The organism is Flavisolibacter nicotianae, from assembly GCF_003628535.1.
Lineage (GTDB): Bacteria > Bacteroidota > Bacteroidia > Chitinophagales > Chitinophagaceae > Flavisolibacter > Flavisolibacter nicotianae.
In genome coordinates this window covers 230,744-253,189 of record NZ_RBCI01000002.1, presented here as the reverse complement: position 1 = coordinate 253,189, position 22,446 = coordinate 230,744, and the positions used below count along the sequence as shown (strand labels likewise).

Here is a 22,446-nt window from a genome sequence, read left to right as displayed (position 1 = left end):
CTTAACAGAAGTACATCGCTGCGTTTTGCTGTTGCAGGATGTTTTCGATACTTAATGGATTGGCCGACGGTTCAATGGCACCTGTCGTGTTGGCCGGCGCTGCCGTGTTCGTACCGGCTTTGTTGCGACTGACGAGATAATAAATCACCGCTCCCGCAATAACCAGGGCCAGTACGATCCAGATCCACATCGAATTCGACGTATTGTTTTTTTTCGTTTGCACATGAAGTTCTGCCATATACAAATTTTTTACAGTCTACAAATTGTTTGTCTTGTATTGTGTCAACACAAATTGTGCCTGTGAAGGCAAACCGGCGGCGGCACCGGAAAACAAAAAAGTCTCCTCCCGGAGACTTGATCAAAAAAATAATTTGCAACGTTTTTTACCTGATGCTGACCGGCACCTCGAGGCGATCCCATTTCAGCACAAAGCCCTGCCCGGTAACCTGGTAGAGCAGCTTTTCGTTCATGGTTGAAGACGCCTTGGGTTTTACCGAAACCGTCAACACGTTTTTAGCCGCGTCGAAATTGGCCTCACCTGTGCGCTTGATACCCCACTGCCCCGTTTCGCTGTTGAAAATGAACTGCCACTCGTTTTCGCCGGGAACGGCAAAAAGGGTGTATTTGCCGGCCGGGAGGTCTTTGCCTTCCACTTTAATTGCCTGGCTTGTTTCAAACGTGGTTGCCTCGTTGGCGCCGGCCCGCCAGGCTTTGTTGTAGGGCACCAGCTCGCCCCAGATCTTGCGACCGCGAACGGAAGGACTGCTGTAGTTGATCGTGATGGTGGCGTTACCGATTTTTCCCGTGGCCGTTGCAGGCGGACTGGGACGGTTGCTCTTATCGCCCTGTGCGCAGGCTGCAAACGTGGTAAAAATCGCAAGACCAAGAGAAAGGCCCAGAAGTTTGTTTCTCATAAATTTCTATTTTGATAAGCTTAAAGATATTCACAATCTGTTGCAAACCGCAAGGCTTTTGTTGACTGGTTTTGGGGCTATCCGCAAAAATCCTTGCCGCCGAACGTCGATCATCAACCATCGAACAGGAATCCGCCGCCTTGTATTCGGGAAAAGAATTTGGAACCATTTTTGTTCTTTGCGCCCTGCTTAAGAATCGTGGAATACCCTGTTACCGGTGGTGTATGGAATGACGATTTGTTTTTTGTTCTTAGGCAACAAGCATTCATCCAAATCCAAAAACCATCATGCAGTTATCCGGCAAAACCGCAAAACGCATTTTCCTTCTTACAGCCCTTGCGCTGTTGGCACTTTCAGCCCTGTTGTACCAACAGATTCACTTCCTTCTGGAATCGCAGCGGGAGATCAATCGTACCAATTTGCTGAAAATAAAACTGGAACAATTACTCGGTTCCCTGATCGACACCGAAACGGCGCAGCGTGGTTTTTTGCTGACAAAAGATTCGCTTTTTCTCGACCCGTATTACGGCGCTTATGCCCGCTCCAAAAACCTGCTGAACGACATCGAAGCATTGACGGGTCCGAACGAACGCCCGGGGTTCAATGCGCTGCAAACCTTTGTCGCTGTTCGCTTCGGCACGTTCACTCACCTGTTTTCACAATTTGACGATCCCAGTCTCACACCGGCACTGAAACAGATGCTGCTGCGGCGAACCAAAGCCACCATGGATAGCATCCGGCACTACGTGCAGGGCATTGAAGTACATGCCGACGAATGGCACCGCAACCGCGAGCAGGAAAACCGCAGGTATACATTCCTCACACCTTTTTATGCTATCCTGCTGATTGTTTTTGCCGTGGTGATCCTGGTGTTCTCTTACGAAAAAAACAGCCGCTACCTGAAGCGGACGCAAAAGCTCCTGGTGCGCCTCAAAAAACTGAACAACAAGCTTAAACAGAAAAACCATCAACTGGAACTGTCCAACAAAGAGCTGGACTCCTTTACCTACATTGCCAGCCACGACCTGAAGGAACCGCTGCGAAAAATCCTCACCTATACGTCGATGATCGAGCAGAATGACGAAGAGGTGCCATACAGGGAAAACAAGGTGCATTTTGAAAAGATCAAGCAGTCGGCAGACCGTATGCAAAACCTGCTCAACGATCTTCTGTATTATTCGCACACGAGCAGCAGCGAAAAGAAATTCGAGGAAGTGGATCTCAATCAGATCGTCACGGAAGTGGTGCAAAACCTCGATGAAGAAATTGTGGAAACAGGTGCCGAAATCCGGTTTGCCAACCTGCCGGTGATCAAAGGCCTGCCCTTCCAGATCAAGCAGCTTTTCAAAAACCTGCTTAGCAATTCGCTGAAGTACAAAAAGGAAAAAACACCACCCGTCATTACCATCGACAGTACGCTGGTGAACGTGGCCGAAATTGGCATACCGGAACACAAGACCAGCAAGCGCTACGTCAAGCTGCTTTTCAGTGACAATGGACTAGGCTTCGAACAGTCGCATGCCGACCGCGTTTTCCGCCTGTTTCAACGGCTGCATACAGGCCAGGGCTACAAGGGCACCGGCATTGGTTTAACCATCTGCAAAAAAGTAGTGGACAATCACCACGGCATTATCCAGGCGCACAGTGAAGTGAACCAGGGAACCACGTTTGAAATTTATTTCCCCGCGTAATAATGGTTTGCCCATCACCACAGGTCCTGTAAGGAGGACTAAGGACCGTGAGATGTGAGACGTGAGACGCCAAACGGGAGACAGCCGTTCGCGAGATGGAGAGAGCCCGCCCTGTACGTAAAAACCAACTTCATGCTGCAACGCCCCCGGACGAACGCAAGTACAAGCAAAGGGGGCAGCCACCTGTTAAAACGACTTTTATTTCCCCTTTCATTTGACGTTTGACGTCTCCCGTCTGCCGTCCCTACTGTCTGACCAGGCGTGCCGATTGTTCCGTTTTATCCGGCAGAAACACTTTCACCGTGTAAAATCCACCGGCCAGCCGCGAGACGTTCAATTCCCTTGTATTGAATCCCGCCACCACCGCTTCGGTTTGCTGAACAGCCAGTTTGCCTGCAGCATCGAAGGTTTTGACAACAGCGTCGCCTTCCTTTTCGCTGTAAAGCGTCATGACCACAGGACCGGAACCGGGGTTGGGATAAAGTTTCAGCAGGCCGGTTGCATATCCTTTCACCGGGGCGATGTTCGAATAGAGCCAATTGCCGTCGCGAAGCTGCAGTTGCACCCGGTAATACGAGATCTTGTTGTAGGCATTTTCGTCGGGCTGGCGGTACCAGTCTTTAATGCCGGCAACAGGTTTTGCCCAAACCGAATTGACGGTTTCAAAATGCAGGGTATCGTCCAGCGAACGTTCGAGCAGAAATGAATAATTGTTCCAGCCATTGGTTGTTTCCCATTCCAGATTGACCGACCGGTTGTCGGTTCTTTCTCCGGAAAGTTGCAGCGTTGGCTGTTGCGCCAGCAGGTAAGGACATTCATCCTTTATCGTTTTTATTTCTGCCGCAAGATCAAGGTGAACAACGACCGGTTTTTTAATGGCGGGAATGGTTGCCCTCTCAATCAGATCGGACGCCTGCCGGAGCCGGGGAATCGATTGTGCAAAGGGCAGGTCGCGTACAGCCTTTGCTGTTTGCTTCGCCTGTTGCGCATGCAGGCAAGCCGCTGGGAAAAAGAGGGCCAGCAAGGCAAGTTGTTTCAATGTTTTCATCTGAAATGTTTTAGAAGTCAGCGTGAAATAAAACGCCGGCATTGCGCTCAAAAACTGTAGGACCAGAACGTGTTGGTCGCAACATTAAACCCGACCTTGTTCACCAGCTTTGTCTGGCCGGTTTGGTCTTGCGCATAAATGGCCCAGGCAATGCGGGCTGCGGCAAATTCCACCGAAACCATGGGTAGTTCGCTGCTGCCGCTTTCCTGCACGGCCACAACAGCAATATCTTCCATGTGGATTTTGTAGTAAACCATTTTCTGATCACCAGCCGCTTTTTCAAAAACAAAATCAGCCGTTTGCAGGCGCCTGCCGGAAAGGACCATGGAGCGCAACTGGTTCAGTCCCGGGTTAAACTGCATCATGAAATTCAGGCTGCCAACCGATGCCCTGCAGGCATTCAGGCCGCCCCTCGAAAGGTTGGGTGTGCAGCCCGCAACACCCTGGCTGTACGAGAGCACCTCGATTTCGTTTTCATGTCCTTTTTGTTTTGAGTCTCCGATGATCTGTCCGCCAAGGTCACCGGGAGGTGCCACGGCCTTCAAATGAACCTGTGCGTGGAGTTGTGTGAAAAAAGCAGCGCATAGCAGCAGAAGCAAAACGTAAAAAACCTTTTTCATGGTCATTTCGGTTTAGGTTAAAAAAATAATTGCGAAGGCTGTCTTCGGGGAAGAATAAACGGTATCAGGTAAGCAGTAGTGCTGAAAGAAGATCGGTCTCTGAAAGATAGCGAAACAAATTGGATCTTTCACCGCCTTGTTGAAAATGATTGGTGCTCTTCTTCTTGCGTTGTGACCGCCTGTGTTTCCCGGCAAAATCATCGAAGTGGAAGAACATATTCTTTTCCGGCGGCAGGTACCAAATAAAAAAACCCTCCGCAAAGGAGGGTTGGTCCAGAAGTGAAATAACGGGTTTAAAAACGGTAACCGATAAACAGCTGCACCACACCGTTTTTCATATCGGTTTTATCGGGGTTAAATGGCAGCGGGAAGGGCATGGGCGTGGTGCTGCCGCCCTGCTCGTACTGCTTGTATAATTTACCCAATCCGAGGTTGTAACGGCCCCCGATCAACACGCCTTTTACCGGGTTCAATTCCACGCCAGCAGCAAAGCCGTAGTCGATGCGGTTCATCAGTCCCGTGGTGGTGCTGTCTTTGGCGCCGCTCATTTTCGAATTCAACAAAAAGCCAACCTGGGCGCCGGCCTGCAACTGGAAAAATTTGCCAATGCCAAAGGTGGCCAACTGGGGCAGGTAAACGTAGTCGTTCAGCACACTGGTGTTCTTGCCGCCATCATCGAAGCTGTAACCCTGGCGGGAAAAGACCAGTTCCGAACGAAAGCCGCGTCCCGTGTGAGAAGCCGGCGAATAAAACGCACTGACCATGAAACCGGTTTTGTTATTGGCCGTAAACCCGTCGGCACTGCCGGAAAGATAAGACCAGTTAGTACCCACTTTTACGCCAAAGCGAGGCGTGTGGCTGTCGGCCAGTTTTTGCAAATCGGTAAGCTGTGCCTGCGCAAAAAAAGCGGGAGCACAGAGAAAAATGGTGTAGAGGATTTTTTTCATTTTGTGTGAATTGAATGCGCAAAAAACAGCATTCATTCACACGGAAAAACGGGCAAACAACGGGACTGCAGATTCCGGTGCATGAAGTGAAAAAACAGTCGCTTCAATTGACAGGACGGCTTCTGGCTGAAGAAATGTTTTTTGTTCCTGACGTCCTGGCACACACGGTTTAGCGGATGACCGCGAGACAAAGACAGGCGCTTTCGCTTACTGGTCTATGCGTTCGGCCCGCACACTGTCGACAATGTATTCGCTGTCGCCACGCCAGAAGGCGGCATTGTTCTTTTGCATGTAATGCACCGTAACGTGGTGCCCCTGCAGGTCGTTCAGCTTTTGGGCCACTTCTTTATCGGTAACGGTGAAATAAAACTTTTCCGAGGCCACCGGTACATTCTGGTTTCCACTGACACTGCTCAGGATCATTTCGCCTTCGTAGGTTTTAAACAGATTGCCGCGATGCGAAAACTTTTGCAGCAATCCAAAGCGGGTGCCGTCGCTGTACGTATAATAGTATCGCCACCAGACAAACCCAAAAAGGAGGAGGAGCAGCACCAGCGAAAAAATGCAGCCAACACGCCGGAAAGCGTTACTGCGCCGCCGGGGCGGGACAACATTCTCGTGTTCGATCGTAGCCATTGGCCGAAGCTATTAAAAAAATCATTCCTTCGAAAGCAGCGCAACGGCTTCTTACGAAAAGCCTGCGCAACTCCCTGGTCCGCCGACCTTTCAATTGAAGCCGGTTTTTTACAATTCATCCGTCCCTAACGACCGTTCGTTCACGGAAATGCACAGCCGGGAAAACACGATTCGCAACATCGCCAGCTGCGTCTTACATTTAAAGGCAGAAACGCAGCAGCGCTGCCATTTCCAGACCTTAACTAAACGCACTTGAGAGGCAGGTTTCTTTTTTTTCTTTTGACTGTTTTCACGCTTTGGACACATGCCCAAAAGATCAACAACAACTGGCTTTTCGGTCACCATGCGGGACTGAGCTTTAACACCGATCCCCCCACCCCGCTTGGCTATACGCCCATTACCACCGACAGTCTTCCGCCCCCGCGATTTGCATCGGCCATCAGCAGCAGATTCGGTTACCTGCAATTTTATACCGACGGCCTTACCGTCTGGAACAGCAACCACGAGCCCATCCTGCCCGACAACTGGCGCTGGCCCTTGGCCGGCCAGGCCATGCCCCTGGTCTGCCCTTACCCCACCAACGATTCGCTGTACTATATTTTTGGCATTTCCACCCAGGGTCAGCATCCCGGCGAGCTGCTTTATCTCACCATCAACACCCAGGCAAATTTTGGAAGTGGCGCAATTGTTTACCCGTCCTCGTCTCCCACCGACTATTTTACCGTATTGAAAAAAAACAAGGCGCTGCTGCTGGCAGGCACGGCGCACTGCAATCAGAAAGACACCTGGATCGTTAGCTACGACAACGGGGCTTTCAGTGCCTTTCTGGTAACGGCAGGCGGCGTACAGCCGAACGCTGTCACATCGGCCTTTGCGCCAGCCATTGTTCCGCCTACATTCGACCAGGGCTGGAGCAACCTTAAATTTTCCGCCAACGGTGAGCGGCTAATCATGCCGGCCATTAACGCCAACGCCATTTTTGTTTTTGACTTCAACAACGCCACAGGCCTTGTTTCCAACCCGCGGAAAATCCGGATACCGGCAGGTAAAACACTCGAAGACGGCGAAATTTCTCCCGACGGCTCCAGGCTTTATTTTGGTTCCCATGAAAAATCGGATCCGGGTTTGGAACAACACAACATTTATCAGCTGGATCTCAATGCAGGCACGCCGGCGCAGATTGAAGCGACCCTCTACAAAATGAACGACCGGGCCGACCGCTCGGGCTGCACGCCGCACGACTGCTACAATATTTACCGCTGCCTGCAGGTAGGCCCCGACGGAAAAATCTACGTGAGCATGCGGGATGTGGTCACGCATGAACAGGACCTGTACCTCTCCGTGATTGAAGAACCCAACAAGGCAGCACCGGGTGCGGTCTATAAAAAAAATGCCGTCGAAGTGGGACAGAAATACCGGTTTCTGAACTACAATTATATCCGGTCCGGCAGCTTCTCGCTGAAAGAAAACGGGATCACGGTGCAGCGCAAGTCGTGCAGGGATCAGCCGGTGGCGTTTTCGCTCCTGCTCAACAAGGTCGACTCCGTGCGCTGGGATTTTGGCGACCCCGCATCCGGAGAGATGAATGCCTCGAGATCGCTGACGCCACAGCACATTTATTCCGCGGCAGGAGCTTACAATGTAACGGCTTATGTGTATACCCGGTGTATAGTCGATACGTCACGCAAGCAGGTCATCCTGCAGGACAATAGCGCCGTGCGGGTACCGGCCTCGGTCAAAGACACGAGTCTTTGCCTCGGCGACCGCCTGCAACTGGATGTATCGCAGCCCACAGCGATGGACTATGTGTGGGAAAACAACATGGAAACACCGCAGCGTCTAATTGAAGACACAGGGCTTTACTCCATCCGCATCAGCAACGAATGCTCTTTCGACTACAAACGCTTTCATGTAAATTTTACCACCTGCAAATGCGTGTCCTACGTGCCCACGGCCTTTACGCCCAATAACGATTACCTGAACGACCGGTTCAAGCCCTCTTTTGAATGCCCCGCAGTGAACTATCGCTTCCAGGTAGTGGACCGCTGGGGTGGCGTGGTCTTCCACACATCGCAACCCAACGAGGGTTGGGACGGTAAGATCCGCAACAACAAAGCACCTATCGGTGTATACGCCTGGCTGCTGCAATACACCGATCCCAATACCCGTCAAACGATCACCAAAAAAGGAACGGTGGCTTTGCTGCGGTAAGAATTACTTGCAGGGAAGGAGGCTACACCAACCTGGCACTAGCCCGCTCTCAGACAATCGCGAAACGTTAGACCCCAGACGTCAATCTGGAGGATCATTTCGATTGCCGTTCACTGCGGTCTCACGTTTCACTTTTTACATCTCACAAAAGCAGCACCACCTATTGACGTTTGGGTATCACGTTTGTGCCCGGGGATCCAGCGTCCGCGCCAAGTAGGGTGCTGTTTTGCTTTCCTTTATTTTGGATACGTCGACCGGTGTGCCTTGCGCAACAATGCGGCCGCCTTCTTCGCCGGCGCCGGGGCCGATGTCGATGACCCAGTCGCTTTGCGCAATCACGTGCATGTCGTGCTCCACCACGATCACTGTATTGCCGGCATCCACCAGGCGGTTCAGTTGCACCACCAGCTTTTCCACATCCGAGGGGTGGAGGCCCGTGGTGGGTTCGTCCAGGATATAAAGTGTATTACCCTTGCCGAGACGTTGCAGTTCAGTGGCTAGCTTGATGCGTTGCGCCTCGCCACCCGAAAGCTCTGTAGCAGGCTGGCCTAACCGTAAATAGCCAAGGCCCACTTCGTGCAGCATCTGCAGGGCACGGCAGATCAGGGGTTCATCGGCAAAAAATTCCAGCGCTTCATCCACGGTCATGCGCAGTACGTCGGCAATGTTTTTTTCCCTGTAGGTTACTTCCAGTGTTTTGGCATTGTAGCGGGTGCCGCCGCACACAGGGCAGGGAGCGTACACGCTGGGAAGAAAAAGCAACTCCACCATCACAAAGCCTTCGCCATCGCAATTGTCGCAACGGCCCTTGCCCACGTTAAACGAAAAGCGGCCGGCGTCGTAATGCCGGCTGCGGGCCATTTTGGTGGATGCAAACAGTTTCCGCACACCATCAAACAAGCCGGTGTAAGTGGCCAGGTTGGAACGCGGCGTACGGCCAATGGGTTTTTGATCCACCCGTACCATGCGCCGGATGGTTTCCATGCCGCCGGTGATCTTGCCGCCCAACGTCTGCACGGTTTCCTGCTGCAGCGGATCGCCTTCCTCTTCTTCGGCTGGCAATTCGTGTCCCAGACAATCCGCCACCAGTTCCACCAGCACCTGGCTTACCAGGCTTGATTTGCCCGACCCCGAAATACCGGTAACGGCCGTCATCACACCGAGGGGAAAGGCCGCGTCAAGGTTGTAAAGATTGTTGCGGGTGACGCCAGCAAGTTTGAGCCATCCCGCTGGCTTCCGGTACGTTGTATCCGGAAAGGCGTGGCCGTTGAACAGGTGCTCCCGTGTGCGGGAAATCTTTACCTCCCGCAACCCTTCCATTGGCCCGCTGTACAACACTTCACCGCCCTTTTCTCCCGCTGCGGGACCTACATCAACGATCCAGTCGGCAGCACGGATCACATCCAGTTCATGCTCCACCACAAAGAGCGAATTACCGGAAGCCTTTAGCCTGTCCAGTGCCCGCAACAAAGCTTCCGTATCGGAAGGATGCAGACCGGCAGAGGGCTCGTCCAGCACATAGACCACTCCAAACAAATTGCTGCGCACCTGGGTGGCCAGCCGTAACCGTTGCAGCTCGCCGGGAGACAGGGTTGGCGTGCTGCGCTCAAGGGTCAAATAGCCAAGACCGAGATCGAGCAGGACATTCAACCTTGCTACCAGGTCTTCGGCGATGCGCTGCGCCACCATGCCTTTTTCCTCGTGCTGTTCTTTCAGGTGTTTGGCGATTCCGGCGGCGCTCCCATCGGCATAAGGCCGAAAAAGGGAAAGCAGTTTTTTCAGGGGCTGCCGCGACATGTCGGCGATATCCAAACCGGCAAATTTTACAGACAATGATTCGGGCCGCAGCCGCTTGCCCCTGCAGGTGGGACAATCGCTGCTCACCATGAACTGCTGCACCCGCTTTTTCATCATGGCGCTTTGGGTGTTAGCAAAGGTGTAAAACAGGTTGCGCCTGGCAGAGCTAAACGTACCCATGTAACCCGGTTCCATGCCGCGTTTGATGGCCCGCTTCACCTCTTCATGCGTAAAGCCGGGGTACACCGGCACCTGTGGTTGTTCGTCGGTAAAGAGGATCCAGTCGCGGTCTTTTTTCGGCAGCTTTTTCCAGGGAATGTCCACGTCGTAACCAAGCGTGATGAGGATATCGCGGAGGTTTTGTCCGCCCCAGGCCGTGGGCCAGGCGGCGATGGCCCGTTCGCGGATGGTGAGGTCCGGGTCGGGCACCATGGATTCTTCGGTAGCCTCGTAAATGCGCCCCAGGCCGTGGCATTGCGGGCAGGCGCCTTCGGGTGTGTTGGGCGAAAACGCTTCGGCGTAAATGATGCCCTGACCTCTGGGATATTCACCGGCACGGGAATACAGCATGCGCAAGAGGTTGGAGATGGTGGTCACCGATCCTACCGACGAACGTGTGGAGGTGCCACCGCGTTGCTGCTGCAGGGCCACGGCCGGCGGCAGGCCGTCAATTTCATCCACCACCGGCACGGGCATCTGGTGAAACAGCCGCCGTGCATAGGGTGAAACAGACTCGAGGTAACGCCGCTGCGCCTCGGCATACAAGGTTCCAAAGGCAAGGGAAGATTTACCCGAACCGGAAACACCGGTAAAGACCACCAGCGCATCGCGGGGAATTTGAAGACTGACATTTTTCAGGTTGTGTTCCCTTGCACCACGCACATGCACATACCCGTCGCCTCTGCCATTCGATTGAAATTTTTGCTGCATGCATCACACGCGTCAAATGCCGTGCCTTTACAAGCGTCCTTGCCATTTGCAACCGGTCAACGCAATGCATTTCTGTGGCCGGGTCCGATGTTTGTTATCATTCCTCACAAACTTTTTTTATGCCTTTTGACCAATACCACGAACCACCGGAAGAACTGTCGCAGGAAACCCGTACGCTGGCCCGCATGTTTGCTTCGCTGATCGAAGAAGTGGAAGCCATCAACTGGTACGAACAGCGCATCTCGGTTGAAAAAGACAAAGAAGCCAAGGCCATCATGGAGAATGCCCAGCAGGAAGAGTTCAAGCACTTCGGCATGGACCTCGAATTTCTGTTGCGCAAAAAAGAAAAATGGTGTACCACGCTGAAAGAAATCCTTTTCAAAAGCGGCGACATTGTCAAGCTGGGAGAAAAGGGCGAAGAGAAGGCGGAGTGAATTTAATTGTCCACTTCTTTCAATGATGGCCGCTTGTCGGCCGGGTCGCGGTGTTCGTAGTGCAATTTGAATGCTGAAAGATCGGGCCGGAACTTTCGCGGACGCTTCAATTCGTATTGATAAATTGTTTGTCCCAACTGGTACAAAAACGGCCAGCCAACGGTTTCGTATTCGTACTTGTTGTCGTTGAGAATTTCGTCCTTGTTGACATACAGTGTTGCGGCCAGCATGTATTCAACGCCGTGCGTAAAATCGGCCACGTACGACACATCGGTCAGGAAACCATAAGCCCACCCGACCTTATTGAAGACCCGTACGCCAGCAGGCAGGCGGCGGGTGCTGTCGCGAAAAAAGAATTTGACATAGCTGTCGTAAAAGGCTGCTGTGTCGTATTTGGGATCGGTTGTTTCGGACGGAAACTGCGAGAGGTAGCGGTAAAGAAAGGTGTAATCGTCTTTGGATAAATTGAACCGCTGTTTTTCCCTCACCGATTGCGGAAACAAAACCGATTGCAGCAACTGTTGCAGCGTGCCCAGCGAAAGCGCATTGTGTACCGTAAAATCAAAGGGCTTATTCACCAGGCTGTCGTTCCGTTCCAGGTAGGCCCTGCCGACCCTGATTGGCTTGCTGAAGTCGAACGAATCGGTGTTGTAGGCCGGTGGCTGGACATAAACGGTTTCGCCACTGCCATTCACAAAACGGATTGGATTGGTATACCGGTTTTGTTCCGGCGTGAGTCCCATGAACTGGCGGGTGATGCGCACATCGGCGTAACCCATTTCGTGCAGGCGGCGGTTGGTCTCGCCCTGTCCGACAAATTGATAAAGCCGGTTATAGGGATCATTTTCGCTGATCAAAAAAGCCCGCTTGATAAAATGCGCAATTGTCGGATGGCCATTGGCGGCCGACGTGTCCTTGTACAGCGGCCGCTGCCAGGGTTGGCTGGTGTCGAAAAGAAGGGTTGTGTTTTTGTCAACGCCTTTTTTCTTCAACCCTTTCAGTTTCTCCAGCGCCAAAAACGCCAGCGGCATTTTCACCGTGGAGGCCGGGTTGAAATAAAGCGACGGGTCGTAATGAAAATAATAATTGGCAAACACGGGCTTGTTCTGCCGGTCGCGGTTGATCTGTGTATAGATGATCTGCAGGCGGTAGCGTTCGGGATTCCGCAACACCTGTTGAAACAAACTTTGCTGATTTGTGTGAAGCACCGAAGCAAAAGAACTGTCTGTTTGCGGCTGTGCCATTGCCATGTAAAAAAATAAAAAAAGGAAAACGAAAAAACCGGATCGCAGCATGCAGGAAAGATACAGCGGTCGGCGAAAACTTTTCTTTCCGGCAAAAGAAAAAACAGTTCCGGTGGAACAATCCTTGCAGGAACGATGCTGTATGAAAGATTCCAAACTTTCACCCGAAGTGCGATTCTCGATCCTGATGTTGATCGTTGCCATCCTGCTCATTCTTTCCATCATGAACAAATGGATCTGACCGGCTGCAGGCCATTTTACCCGGGACTATTCCTTAACCGTTCGCGGTCTTCTCTTTTTCGAATCCTCCGCAGTGTGGGAATGAATGCAAGGGCTGCAAGCAGTCCCAGGACACCTTCGAGCATCACGGTGAAAGGCGCAGACCGGGCATGCGCCGACCACCCAACAACCAGGCTTCCCAAAGGCTGCATTCCCTGGAAAGCCATCCCGTAATAACTCAACACCCGGCCACGCATGCTCTCCTCCACGCGGGTCTGCACATAGGTGTTGGTGGCAGCAATCTGTGCCAGCATGCCGCCTTCGCCGATCAAAATAAACAACAGGGCAACGGTCAATTGTGTCGTGTATGCAAAAAAGGTAAGCGAGAGGCAAAACAGGAGACTCGAAAAAACAATCAGGCGTAAAAGATTGGTTTTTTCCGTGCGGCTGGCCATGTACATGGCACCCAGCAAAGCACCCAGGCCCCCGATGCTGTTCATCCAGCTAAAGGTGGCCACATTGCCTTTGTAAATGGTTTGCGCATATAAGGGAAAGAGGTTGGTATAAGGCATCGCCAGAAAGGAGGTAAACGCCATCAGCGCAATGGCCGAGCGCAGTCCACGATGCCGGCGCAGGTACACAAATCCTTCTTTCAATCCTTTCAGGATGGGATCCGGATGCTTCTTCCGTTCGGGCAAATGGAGCTTCATCAGCAGCAGCGAAGCAATGACGGCAACGAAGCTGAGAAAATTCAGGCCAAAGCAAATGTCTTCACCAAATGAACTCAGTAGAATGCCTGCCACCGCCGGCCCTGCCAGCCTCGCCAGGGTCACCATGGAAGAATTCAGTGCGATGGCGTTGGGAAGGTCCTTTTTGTTTTGCACCAGCACGATCATCAGTGCCTGCCGCGCCGGCGTATCAAATGCATTGATAACGCCCAGCGCAAGGCTTAAAAGAAGGATGGTGAGCACATGGTAGTAGCCAAGAAACACCAGCAGCGCCAGTAACCCTGCCTGGATCATGGAAGCAACCTGTGTAACCAATAAAGTACGGTACCGGCTGTGGCGGTCCACGTACGCACCGGCATAAGGCGACAGTACCAGCATGGGTATCTGCCCGGCAAAACCAATCAGTCCCAGGTAAAAAGCAGAATGGGTTACATTGTACACAAGCCAGCTTACAGCGATGCGTTGCATCCAGGTGCCGACAAGCGACACCGCCTGTCCAAAAAAATAAAGCCGGAAATTGTAGGCCTGCAAAGCCCGCAGCGAAGAAGGTAATTTCATGTTCAGGGTTCAGTCATCAGTCAACGCGTACCACAACGACTGCTGCAAAGAACATGCGAACCAAATCACATCCTGTAAAGCGGAGCCCTGCCTTGCCTGTTTTCAAATCAATGAAACGCCATCCACAAGTGATAGATCTCTTCGTTATCGGCCTTGCTGGTTTTTTCTTCGTCCTGGATGTAAAGGGTGTTCTCCGTTTCTTCATCACTGGGAAAAAGTTCCATTAACCGACCGACATACAGTTCGTAATAACGATGGTAGTTGGTATAGAGGTAATCGAGAAAGCGAGGTAGCTTATACGTTGCCAGCATAAAAGGTGTTTTTCTAGTAGAACAAAAAAAGCGTGCATTTGGCTGCACGTATCGTAAAAATCTTTTCCAAACCTTACCCGTAACAACTGTGCCAGCCTTTTGCACTTTCCGGCCGGCGCCTGCCACCGCGGTCTTATTTTTTCTGTGATCCCACAAATCATTCATCATGTCAGAGCATCAAACCGTTTTGGAAGGCTATAGCGACAGGGAAAAAGGCGCTTACCTCGGCGCCATTGCGTCGCTGGCCACAGCCGACAGGCAGGCATCAGAAGAAGAACTGGCTTACATTCAGCAACTGGCCGAAGCGGCCCAACTTTCAACTGAACAGCAGGATGTCGTGCGCCGGGCAGCCACCGAACTTTCGGGTGAAGAACTGAACCAGTGCCTGGATGTGTTGAAAAACAGCCAGCTTAAATATTCGCTGGTGACCGACCTGCTGGCCTTTGCCAAATCCGACAGCGATTACTCGGAAGCTGAAGAACAAAGCATTCACAAGATCAGCAGCTACCTTGGCCTGAACCAGGAGCAGCTTTCCGTTCTCGACGAAGTGGCCCAGCAGCCGGCGTCGCCTGCGCCAGCCGGTGGCGAACCGGCGCAACCGCAAGCCCTGCTTGGGGGCGGCTTGCAGGAAAAGCTGCAAAAGGCCGGTATCAACGCCGGCGGGTTACTGAAAAGCGTGTTGAGCATTGCCGCACCCATGCTGATCGGCAGCATGATCTCCCGCGGACTCGGACGGCGCGGCGGCACAGGAGGCCTTGGCGGTGCGCTGGGCGGTATGCTCGGCGGAGGCGGTGGCCTCGGGGGCATGTTGGGTGGCGGCGGTCTTGGCTCGCTGATTGGTATGCTCAGTGGCGGCGGTGGTATGCGCAGCACCGGCGGGTTACTGGGAAAAATCCTGGGGGGCCGTGGCGGCTTTTAGGTCTTTAAGAGTAAGCAGCAGGCAATGGGCAATTCTTGTCACTGTTTTCCATTGCATACTGCCGACGGCTTTCTTTGTCGCTTTCTACAAAAAAACCAAAGGCGGCTACTGGCTGTTCTGCTAAAACCGAGTAGCAGGGCAGCCAACTTTTTTATCCCTTTTCCCCGAAGGGATTCCCGCAACAGCCTTGTACTTGTCGAAGAAATAACGGACGGTATAAGTAAGCGCCACGTAGTAATAACCATCCTTTGCTTTCGGGCTTCCCCGCAGGGTGCCGTCGGTTGGATAGGGAGCCCCGTTTACCTCGTCGCCCCGCCAGGCAAGTTCCACCGCCTTGTCGCCTTTGGCATGCAGCAGGGCATTCTGATCCACATAGGTGGTACTGACGTCATCGAGGTAGTCGGTAAACAGTTTGCGGTAGCCGAACTCGAGCCCGAGGCGCATGTCCTCGTTTAGCGAATAATCGGCACCCAAACCAAAAGGTATGCTGAATTGCGTCAGCTTATAAGGTGACGAACCCGTCCGAATGCCCTGCCCTTCGGTGCTGAGGGGTTGCAGAAAGACCCGGGCCCCGTCCGCATCGGTGGTATAGGGATTGAAATGGTAAACGCCGATGCCGGCAAACACATAGGGTGTCCACCATTCGTTGTTCAGGCTAAAAAAATTATACTGGCCGGACAGTTCCCATTCAAAAAGCCTGGTTTTAAAATTCAGGTTGCGGGCCTTCATTTCGTCTGTTCCTTTTTTATCGTCGGCCTGCAGCGAGGTGTAGCTGAAATAGGTCCTGGCGGTCAGGTGTTCCGAAAGGTCGTACCGGGCGCCCAGTGAAAACAGGGGCTTTGTACCGGCAAGGTTGATGGTTTTTCGCGTCAGGTCGCCGTGGTAGTTGGCGAGGCCGAGCCTTGCCGAAAAGTGGAAGTCCTGCGAAAGGACGGTGAGCGGCAGACAAAGGATAATAGACAGGATTTTTTTCATTGACTGGCATTTAGCGGGGACAAGATATAAACGCTTTGGCGAATTGTTTGGTATGGTTTGCCATTCCAGCTTTTCCAGCCGTTATTGTTTCCTTTTGCTTACTGCCGCTTTTTCCTGCTTCATTTGTTTCAGGGTGCGCTCCCCGGTGTGGGTGAGATGAAATTTTGATACGGCAAGCCGTTGCGAGCCGTAGATGCCTGAATGGCCGCTGAAATAATAAGCGGTAAAACAGGCCACGGCAAAATACACCACGTTGTTGGCGCCAAACAACTCGATCCCCATCAGTGTACAGGCAAGTGGCGTATTGGTGGCTCCTGCAAAAACCGCAATGAAGCCAAGACCCGCAAAAAGATCGACCGGCGAACCGCTGATCGCCGCCAGCGTATTTCCCAGTGTTGCCCCGATAAAAAACAACGGCGTTACTTCCCCGCCCTTAAATCCCGTACTGAGCGTAAGGGCCGTCAGCAGCAATTTCCAGAGCCAGCTCCAGGTAGCGGCACCGCCGGGTGTAAAAGCCGAAACGATGCTGACGCCTCCCCGCGGGTTGGTGACGCCCAATCCCAGGTAATCAAAGGTTCCCAGTGCATAGCTGGTGCTAATAACCAGGGCCGCTCCGACCACCGGCAGCAGCCATTTGTTGCGAACGTATTTGGCAGCGCCTTCCTTGAGAAGGTGCGAGGTTTCGGCAAAAAGAAAGCCGGCAAACCCAAATGCAACTCCCGCCACGATGACTTTGCCCAGCAACAAAAGGTCAAACGAAACGGGGAGCCAGGACCATACCTGGTGCGTGTGCCCCACAAAAGCAATCCTATATTGCGTGTGGTGAATGCCGTAAGCAGAACAGGTAATATCGGCCACCAGACCAGCAATCAGGCAAGGCAGCAGGGCATCGTATTTTATGCGTCCGATGGCCAGCACTTCCATGGCAAATACCGCCCCGGCTACGGGTGTTCCGAACACGGCCCCGAAACCGGCTGCCATGCCTGCCATGAGGAGGATGCGCTTGTCCCGGTGTTTTAGTTTGAACCATTTGGAAAAAAGAGAGGAAATGCTGCCCCCCATTTGAACCGCTGTTCCCTCCCGGCCGGCAGAGCCGCCAAAGAGGTGCGTTACAACGGTTGAGAACAGGACCAGCGGGGCCATCCGCGTGGGGATGCCGCCGCCCGGTTTGTGGATTTCGTCCATAATGAGGTTGTTACCCGCATCGGAATTTTTTCCGTAAAACCGGTAGAGAAAGGTAATGAGCAGGCCCGCCAGGGGAAGCAAAAAAAGCAGCCAGGTGTTTTGCCAGCGTGTTGCCGTGGCCAGGTCCAGCAGCCAAAGAAACAAAGCCACCAGAGAGCCCACCACGATAGCCACGGGAAGAATCAGCACCGTCCAGTAAAGCAGGTGCCGTGCAATTTTCAACTGTTCAAACGAATACTGGTATTTATCCATCCTACAAATAGATTTATGAGTAATGACAGGACTATTTGTAGGCGCCATTAGCTCGGGGAGCGGTTGGGTCAGGAAGACACCATTTCCTGTGTAAGCCAAGCGAAGATAAGCTGTAAACAAATTCGACAGGCGCCTGCCGTCACAGGCGGAAGGGCAATTATGACCGCGCTGCCACCACCCTCTCCGTTCACGTTTTCAGCGGTTTTTTGCAGCTCCATTTCCCGGCAATCCTTTGCCACACAGACCCGGGATTGCAGAAAGACAAACCACCGGTTCGCAGAAAGATGCCTACCTTGACGTATCGGCCAACTGTTTGCAACAGCCTGTTTTCCAAACAGCAAAAAATCATTTCACCGACAAACCATCTTGTATGTATTCAATTGCGCTACTCTCTTCCAGTGTCCGCATTGGCAGGAACAGTCACCGTGTGGCTTTGTACCTGAAACAGTACGTGACGGAACATTCGCTGGGCACTGTTGACCTGATCGACCTGAACGAATACCAGTTCCCGGTCTTCGACGAACGCCTGCGGTTTATGAAAGACCCACCGGCTGCTGTGCTGCAGTTTGCCGAACGAATCACAAAGGCCGATGGCGTGATCATCGTCACACCGGAATACAACGGCGGCTACCCGGCTGCCCTCAAAAATGCCATCGATCTTTTATACCCCGAATGGAAGCGCAAGCCCATTGGCATTGCGACCGTTTCGGCCGGTGCCTTTGGCGGCTCGCAGGTTGGTCCGTCGCTTGCTTTTTTGTTCCTGAAAATTGGCGCCCTCGTGACACCGGCCGTCTTCCGCGTTCCCAAAGTGCAGGATGCGTACAATAAAGACGGCGTGCCGGTTGACAAGGAAACAACCGACAAGCGGGCCAAATTGTTTTTGGAAGAATTCACCTGGTGCATGGAAGCCCGCAAACGCATGAACCAATAGAAACCAGTGCCTGTTCAATGCCACGAACCGTGTGCGGCAGCAATTCAACAGGGAACTGTGAATCTGCTTGCGAACGCAAGCAACCATTAATCATTACCGCAGGCTTGCCTTGCGGCAATCTATCCTGAAGGATTATCTTTAACCAGCAACAAACCTTCTTCAAAAGAAAAAACAGAACACGATTGCAGCTATGCGTAAAAAACGTTTTGCTTGCCAACTGCTAACGCTATTTCTTCTCCTGTCAGCGCAGGTTTGCCTTGCACAAACGGCAGACAGCATGCGAATCGTTGGCCTTCCGCGGAAACTGGGATGGGAAAATCCACCGGAACAATATGCGCTGAACAACACCACGCTGACCATCGTGGCCGGCGAAAAAACCGATATGTTCAGGGATCCGAATGCGAGCTACAACACCGACAATGCGCCAAAACTGTTGTTCAGGGCCGATGAAAATTTTGTGCTCTCCGCGTCTATTGAACATGCGTTTGCCAGCAAATGGGACGGCGGCGCCATTGTGCTGGTGCAGGACAGCCTGAACTGGGTGAAATTTTGTTTTGAAAAAGACTACACCGGTGCCAGGCGGGTAGTTAGCGTAGTCACCAAAACGGTTTCCGACGATTGCAATTCCGTCCAGCTCAATGCCAACAAGGTTTATTACAAAGTGGCCAAAGCCGGGAACGTGATCACCCTGTACTATTCAACCAACAACAAGAGCTGGTACCTGGTGCGGCACCTGCAATTCGAAGGCTCCAACAACGTGCGGGTCGGCTTCCTGGCACAGTCGCCAACCGGGAAAAACTGCGCGGTAAAATTTTCATCCTTCCGGTACCAGGCGAAGAAAATCAAAGATCCTTACCGGGGAGAATAGGGACCGGGACTGATACCACAACCACCATGAACGAATTCCTTTTTTCATACGGGACCTTGCAAAACGAAGCAGTGCAACTAGCGCTTTTCGGCAGACGTTTACATGGAACCAGCGATGCCTTGAATGGCTACTGCGTTGCCGCAATCGAGATCAGCGACGAAGCGTTTCTCGCCAAGGGCGAAGACAGGAACCAATCCACTGCCGTGCGTTCCGACAAACCAAACGACGGCATTCGGGGAATGGTTTTCGAAATCACAAGCGAAGAACTGCTGCAGGCAGACAGGTATGAACCAGCCAACTACCAACGGGTAAGCGTGGTGCTGGCATCGGGGAAACAAGCCTGGCTCTACATGGCAAAGGCGGAATAGAGATCACCGGTCGCTCCTTTTTTCAAACAGTCGCTGAAGTCGCAAAAGGCTGGCATCAGCTCCGATACCGGCGTTTGATCGTAACGATCCGGAGCCGCACACTGTCGTACACCAGTGCAATGGCCAATACAGCCACCGCCAGCAACAAAACACTGATCCCCGACACGAGGTAACCAAAGCCGCCGGTGATTCCGCCCAGAAAGAAAAAGCAGATGATCGTCAGCCGCAGTTTAATGGAGGAGGCGAGCTGCCTGCGCTGCTCGGTCTTTTTGTAAAAAAAGAGTTGTGAAACCTCGATTCCCAGGTCAGTGAACAAGCCCGTGAGGTGTGTCGTTCGCACCACGGCATTGGAAAGAGTCGTCACCAGTGCATTTTGCATTCCCATGGCAAACAGGAGCAGGCAGGCAATGATGTTTGCAGCGGCGGCAACGGTTTGCGGGTGCAGAAAAGCAATGAAAGCCAGGATCGCCATCTCCACTCCCACCTGTATGGTATTGACAAAACGGATGGTTTGTTTGGACATGATCTCGACCAGCAGGTTGGAACAAAATGCACCCAAAAAAAAGGCAACGATGTAAAGCAGGTAAACAAGGGCCGTCGTAAAATTCTTTTTGGCCATCTCATCGGCAAAATAGGCAAAATGACCCGTGACATTGGTAGTGAGTCGTTGCACGGCAAACAAGCCGCTCACATTGACGATACCGGCTACGAACGATAAAAGGGAAGCAAGTCTCAGGTTGTGTATCAGCGTTCTGCTTTTTCCTCTGTGTCTGAACATACGGTGGTTACCGAAATCGGGTCACATCTCTTGTACTTCGGTTGACACAAAATAAGCACTCCACAGCAATTCAACATTCCAACTCCCTTGCATTCATTCACCGGGTCAATGCACCGGGGTGTAAAAAAAAACGCTAAGCTGCCATTACAGGTTTGTTAATCTGCATTTCGTTATACTTTTTTGCGGGTAGTGATCGTTAGTTTTATGGAAACCCATTTTTTATGAAGGCCTTCCCTTTTCTATCGCTTTTTTTCTTTCTGAATTTTGCCCCAAAATGGCAAACCGATTTTGACCAGGCAAAGCTGAAAGCAAAAGAAGAACACAAATACATCCTGCTTTCGTTTTCCGGTTCCGACTGGTGCATTCCCTGCATCCGGCTGCACAAGGAAATTTTTGAAAGCAAACCGTTTGAGGACTTTGCCGAATCCAACCTTGAACTGGTAAATGCAGACTTTCCACGCCTAAAGAAAAACCAACTCCCCAAAGACCAGCAGAAACTAAACGAAAAACTGGCTGATCAATACAACCCGCAAGGCAACTTCCCGCTTACGCTTTTGCTGACAGAAGACGGCAAGGTGGTAAAGTCGTGGGATGGTTATCCGAATGTTTCACCCGACGATTTTACAGGCCAGCTGAAAACGCTTGTTCATGCCAACCAATAGCCGTTTGGCACAGGCGCCTGCAGCGCACAAAGAGGTGCTCAAGTTGATGGGCAACCGCTTTGAAATTACCGTGGTGGAAAAAAATCCCGAAAGAGCAAAAGAACACATCGCGGCAGCGGTAGAAGAAATCCGCCGTATCGAATCGTTGTTCACGACCTATACCGAAGAAAGCCAAACAGCACTGATCAACCGCTTTGCCGGGGTAAAACCCGTAAAGGTGGACAGAGAAGTGTTCGACCTGATTCAACGTTCTAAGCGCATTTCCGAAATTACCCAGGGCGCTTTCGATATTACTTACGGCTCCATCGACAAGCGGCTTTGGAACTTCGACCAGCAGATGACCTCGTTGCCCGATGCGGCCACGGCAAAAGAAATGGTCAGGCTGATTAATTACCGCAACATCCTACTGGACGAAAAAAAGGGCACGGTCTTTTTAAAGGAAAAAGGAATGCGGATTGGTTTCGGCGGAATTGGTAAAGGCTATGCGGCTGAAATGGCCAAGGCCGTACTGCAACAACGCGGTGTGCAAAGCGGCGTGGTGAATGCAGCTGGCGACCTTACGGTTTGGGGATACCAGCCCGACGAAAAACCCTGGACCATCGGCATAGCTGATCCGGCCTCGGCACGGCAACCATTTTCCTATGTTGAACTGACCAACATGTCCGTCGCCACATCGGGCAACTATGAAAAATATGCGCTGATCGACGGCAAGCGTTATTCGCACACCATCGACCCTAAAACCGGTTTGCCGGTGCACGGGATCAAGAGTGTCACCATCATCAGTCCCAATGCCGAAATCGCCGATGCCATGGCCACGCCGGTCATGATCATGGGCGTAAAGGTGGGATTGGACCTGATCAACCAGATCAGGGGATTGAGTTGCATCATCATCGATGAAGAGAACAGGCTTTTCACGTCAAACAACATTAAAATTTTACAATGAAAAAGGCCCGCTGCTTCCCCAGTGCTTTACCAGCCTTTCTGGCTTTGGTCATTTTTGTGCTGTCTTCGTGCACAACGGTAAAGGAATACCAGAAGAACAAACTCAATGACAACGAAATGGCACTGGCTGCCCGCAAGGTGGAAAAAACCGAAATGAGTTTTCAAACCTACCGCGAAGGAGCATCCGGCGCCAACGGTGGTAAAACCGGCGGCGGCTGCGGCTGCAACTGAGCAGCAAGCGATTGGACGGCATTTGATACTCTTTGCTCGAAGCCGAA

The 22,446-nt window shown here is 52.2% G+C and carries 23 protein-coding genes and 1 riboswitch; of the genes, 10 read left to right on the top strand and 13 right to left on the bottom strand.

The features are described 5' to 3' along the window. Nucleotide 1 precedes the first annotated feature (1 nt). Nucleotides 2–238 carry a hypothetical protein gene (locus D6024_RS06115; RefSeq protein WP_121353713.1) on the bottom strand — a complete coding sequence of 79 codons (237 nt, stop codon included), beginning with the start codon at nt 236–238 and terminating at the stop codon, nt 2–4. Nucleotides 239–383: 145 nt separating this feature from the next. Then, nucleotides 384–914 (bottom strand): DUF2911 domain-containing protein, encoded by a 531-nt coding sequence (locus D6024_RS06110; RefSeq protein WP_121353712.1) that lies wholly within the window; start codon nt 912–914, stop codon nt 384–386. A gap of 287 nt (nt 915–1,201) precedes the next feature. On the opposite strand from D6024_RS06110, the gene D6024_RS06105 reads away from it, so the two are divergent. After that, nucleotides 1,202–2,605 carry a sensor histidine kinase gene (locus D6024_RS06105; protein ID WP_121353711.1) on the top strand — a complete coding sequence of 468 codons (1,404 nt, stop codon included), beginning with the start codon at nt 1,202–1,204 and terminating at the stop codon, nt 2,603–2,605. Between the two features lie 244 nt (nt 2,606–2,849). On the opposite strand, the gene D6024_RS06100 is transcribed toward D6024_RS06105, so the two are convergent. The 4 genes from D6024_RS06100 to D6024_RS06085 all read right to left on the bottom strand — a co-directional run bounded on the left by D6024_RS06100 (nt 2,850) and on the right by D6024_RS06085 (nt 5,856). After that, nucleotides 2,850–3,653, bottom strand: a complete 804-nt coding sequence (locus tag D6024_RS06100) for a T9SS type A sorting domain-containing protein (protein ID WP_162944585.1) — start codon at nt 3,651–3,653, stop codon at nt 2,850–2,852. Nucleotides 3,654–3,700: 47 nt separating this feature from the next. Continuing rightward, complete coding sequence (locus D6024_RS06095) at nt 3,701–4,273, bottom strand: Hcp family type VI secretion system effector (RefSeq protein ID WP_162944584.1); 573 nt, start codon at nt 4,271–4,273, stop codon at nt 3,701–3,703. Nucleotides 4,274–4,566: 293 nt separating this feature from the next. Then, on the bottom strand, nt 4,567–5,220 hold the full coding sequence (locus tag D6024_RS06090; RefSeq protein ID WP_162944583.1) for a porin family protein: 654 nt from the start codon (nt 5,218–5,220) through the stop codon (nt 4,567–4,569). Nucleotides 5,221–5,427: 207 nt separating this feature from the next. Next, nucleotides 5,428–5,856, bottom strand: coding sequence for a hypothetical protein (locus D6024_RS06085; RefSeq protein WP_121353707.1), 429 nt, complete (start codon nt 5,854–5,856; stop codon nt 5,428–5,430). Between the two features lie 252 nt (nt 5,857–6,108). Between D6024_RS06085 and D6024_RS06080 the strand changes: the two genes are divergently transcribed. After that, the gene (locus tag D6024_RS06080) at nt 6,109–8,067 is read left to right on the top strand and encodes a T9SS type B sorting domain-containing protein (protein ID WP_121353706.1); all 1,959 of its coding nucleotides are present in this window, start codon (nt 6,109–6,111) and stop codon (nt 8,065–8,067) included. A 177-nt stretch (nt 8,068–8,244) separates the two neighbouring features. Here the strand turns inward: D6024_RS06080 and uvrA are convergent, their stop codons facing one another. Further along, the gene (uvrA, locus tag D6024_RS06075; protein ID WP_121353705.1) at nt 8,245–10,794 is read right to left on the bottom strand and encodes an excinuclease ABC subunit UvrA; all 2,550 of its coding nucleotides are present in this window, start codon (nt 10,792–10,794) and stop codon (nt 8,245–8,247) included. 119 nt (nt 10,795–10,913) lie between these two features. On the opposite strand from uvrA, the gene D6024_RS06070 reads away from it, so the two are divergent. After that, the gene (locus tag D6024_RS06070; RefSeq protein ID WP_121353704.1) at nt 10,914–11,228 is read left to right on the top strand and encodes a ferritin family protein; all 315 of its coding nucleotides are present in this window, start codon (nt 10,914–10,916) and stop codon (nt 11,226–11,228) included. 2 nt (nt 11,229–11,230) lie between these two features. Here D6024_RS06070 and D6024_RS06065 read toward each other — a convergent pair whose 3' ends face one another. The 3 genes from D6024_RS06065 to D6024_RS26565 all read right to left on the bottom strand — a co-directional run bounded on the left by D6024_RS06065 (nt 11,231) and on the right by D6024_RS26565 (nt 14,288). Next, nucleotides 11,231–12,478 carry a serine hydrolase gene (locus D6024_RS06065; RefSeq protein ID WP_205573233.1) on the bottom strand — a complete coding sequence of 416 codons (1,248 nt, stop codon included), beginning with the start codon at nt 12,476–12,478 and terminating at the stop codon, nt 11,231–11,233. A 251-nt stretch (nt 12,479–12,729) separates the two neighbouring features. Then, a complete protein-coding gene (locus D6024_RS06055) occupies nt 12,730–13,977 on the bottom strand; it encodes an MFS transporter (RefSeq protein WP_121353701.1) in 1,248 nt (415 codons plus the stop codon). Between the two features lie 107 nt (nt 13,978–14,084). Then, complete coding sequence (locus D6024_RS26565; RefSeq protein ID WP_162944582.1) at nt 14,085–14,288, bottom strand: hypothetical protein; 204 nt, start codon at nt 14,286–14,288, stop codon at nt 14,085–14,087. 166 nt (nt 14,289–14,454) lie between these two features. Here D6024_RS26565 and D6024_RS06045 point away from each other — a divergent pair, with 166 nt between their 5' ends. Beyond that, nucleotides 14,455–15,207 carry a TerB family tellurite resistance protein gene (locus tag D6024_RS06045; protein ID WP_121353699.1) on the top strand — a complete coding sequence of 251 codons (753 nt, stop codon included), beginning with the start codon at nt 14,455–14,457 and terminating at the stop codon, nt 15,205–15,207. 120 nt (nt 15,208–15,327) lie between these two features. Here the strand turns inward: D6024_RS06045 and D6024_RS06040 are convergent, their stop codons facing one another. Together D6024_RS06040 and D6024_RS06035 are read right to left on the bottom strand one after the other, a co-directional pair. Then, nucleotides 15,328–16,182, bottom strand: coding sequence for a DUF6089 family protein (locus D6024_RS06040; RefSeq protein ID WP_121353698.1), 855 nt, complete (start codon nt 16,180–16,182; stop codon nt 15,328–15,330). Between the two features lie 81 nt (nt 16,183–16,263). Continuing rightward, nucleotides 16,264–17,619, bottom strand: a complete 1,356-nt coding sequence (locus D6024_RS06035) for a voltage-gated chloride channel family protein (protein WP_121353697.1) — start codon at nt 17,617–17,619, stop codon at nt 16,264–16,266. A 31-nt stretch (nt 17,620–17,650) separates the two neighbouring features. Beyond that, nucleotides 17,651–17,715: riboswitch (Fluoride riboswitch) on the bottom strand. A gap of 274 nt (nt 17,716–17,989) precedes the next feature. On the opposite strand from D6024_RS06035, the gene D6024_RS06030 reads away from it, so the two are divergent. From D6024_RS06030 to D6024_RS06020, 3 genes are all read left to right on the top strand, one after another. Next, nucleotides 17,990–18,550, top strand: coding sequence for an NADPH-dependent FMN reductase (locus D6024_RS06030; RefSeq protein ID WP_121353696.1), 561 nt, complete (start codon nt 17,990–17,992; stop codon nt 18,548–18,550). 277 nt (nt 18,551–18,827) lie between these two features. After that, nucleotides 18,828–19,418, top strand: coding sequence for a DUF1349 domain-containing protein (locus D6024_RS06025; protein ID WP_162944581.1), 591 nt, complete (start codon nt 18,828–18,830; stop codon nt 19,416–19,418). Between the two features lie 26 nt (nt 19,419–19,444). Further along, nucleotides 19,445–19,786 (top strand): gamma-glutamylcyclotransferase family protein, encoded by a 342-nt coding sequence (locus D6024_RS06020; RefSeq protein WP_121353694.1) that lies wholly within the window; start codon nt 19,445–19,447, stop codon nt 19,784–19,786. A gap of 55 nt (nt 19,787–19,841) precedes the next feature. On the opposite strand, the gene D6024_RS06015 is transcribed toward D6024_RS06020, so the two are convergent. Next, a complete protein-coding gene (locus D6024_RS06015; protein ID WP_121353693.1) occupies nt 19,842–20,564 on the bottom strand; it encodes a YoaK family protein in 723 nt (240 codons plus the stop codon). Nucleotides 20,565–20,785: 221 nt separating this feature from the next. Between D6024_RS06015 and D6024_RS06010 the strand changes: the two genes are divergently transcribed. From D6024_RS06010 to D6024_RS06000, 3 genes are read left to right on the top strand one after another with little or no spacing between them, the layout of a single operon-like run. Beyond that, the gene (locus tag D6024_RS06010) at nt 20,786–21,226 is read left to right on the top strand and encodes a thioredoxin family protein (protein ID WP_121353692.1); all 441 of its coding nucleotides are present in this window, start codon (nt 20,786–20,788) and stop codon (nt 21,224–21,226) included. After that, a complete protein-coding gene (locus D6024_RS06005; RefSeq protein ID WP_121353691.1) occupies nt 21,213–22,169 on the top strand; it encodes an FAD:protein FMN transferase in 957 nt (318 codons plus the stop codon). The genes D6024_RS06010 and D6024_RS06005 overlap by 14 nt, the downstream gene beginning before the upstream one ends. Then, nucleotides 22,166–22,399 carry a DUF4266 domain-containing protein gene (locus D6024_RS06000; protein WP_121353690.1) on the top strand — a complete coding sequence of 78 codons (234 nt, stop codon included), beginning with the start codon at nt 22,166–22,168 and terminating at the stop codon, nt 22,397–22,399. The genes D6024_RS06005 and D6024_RS06000 overlap by 4 nt, the downstream gene beginning before the upstream one ends. Nucleotides 22,400–22,446: the final 47 nt, after the last annotated feature.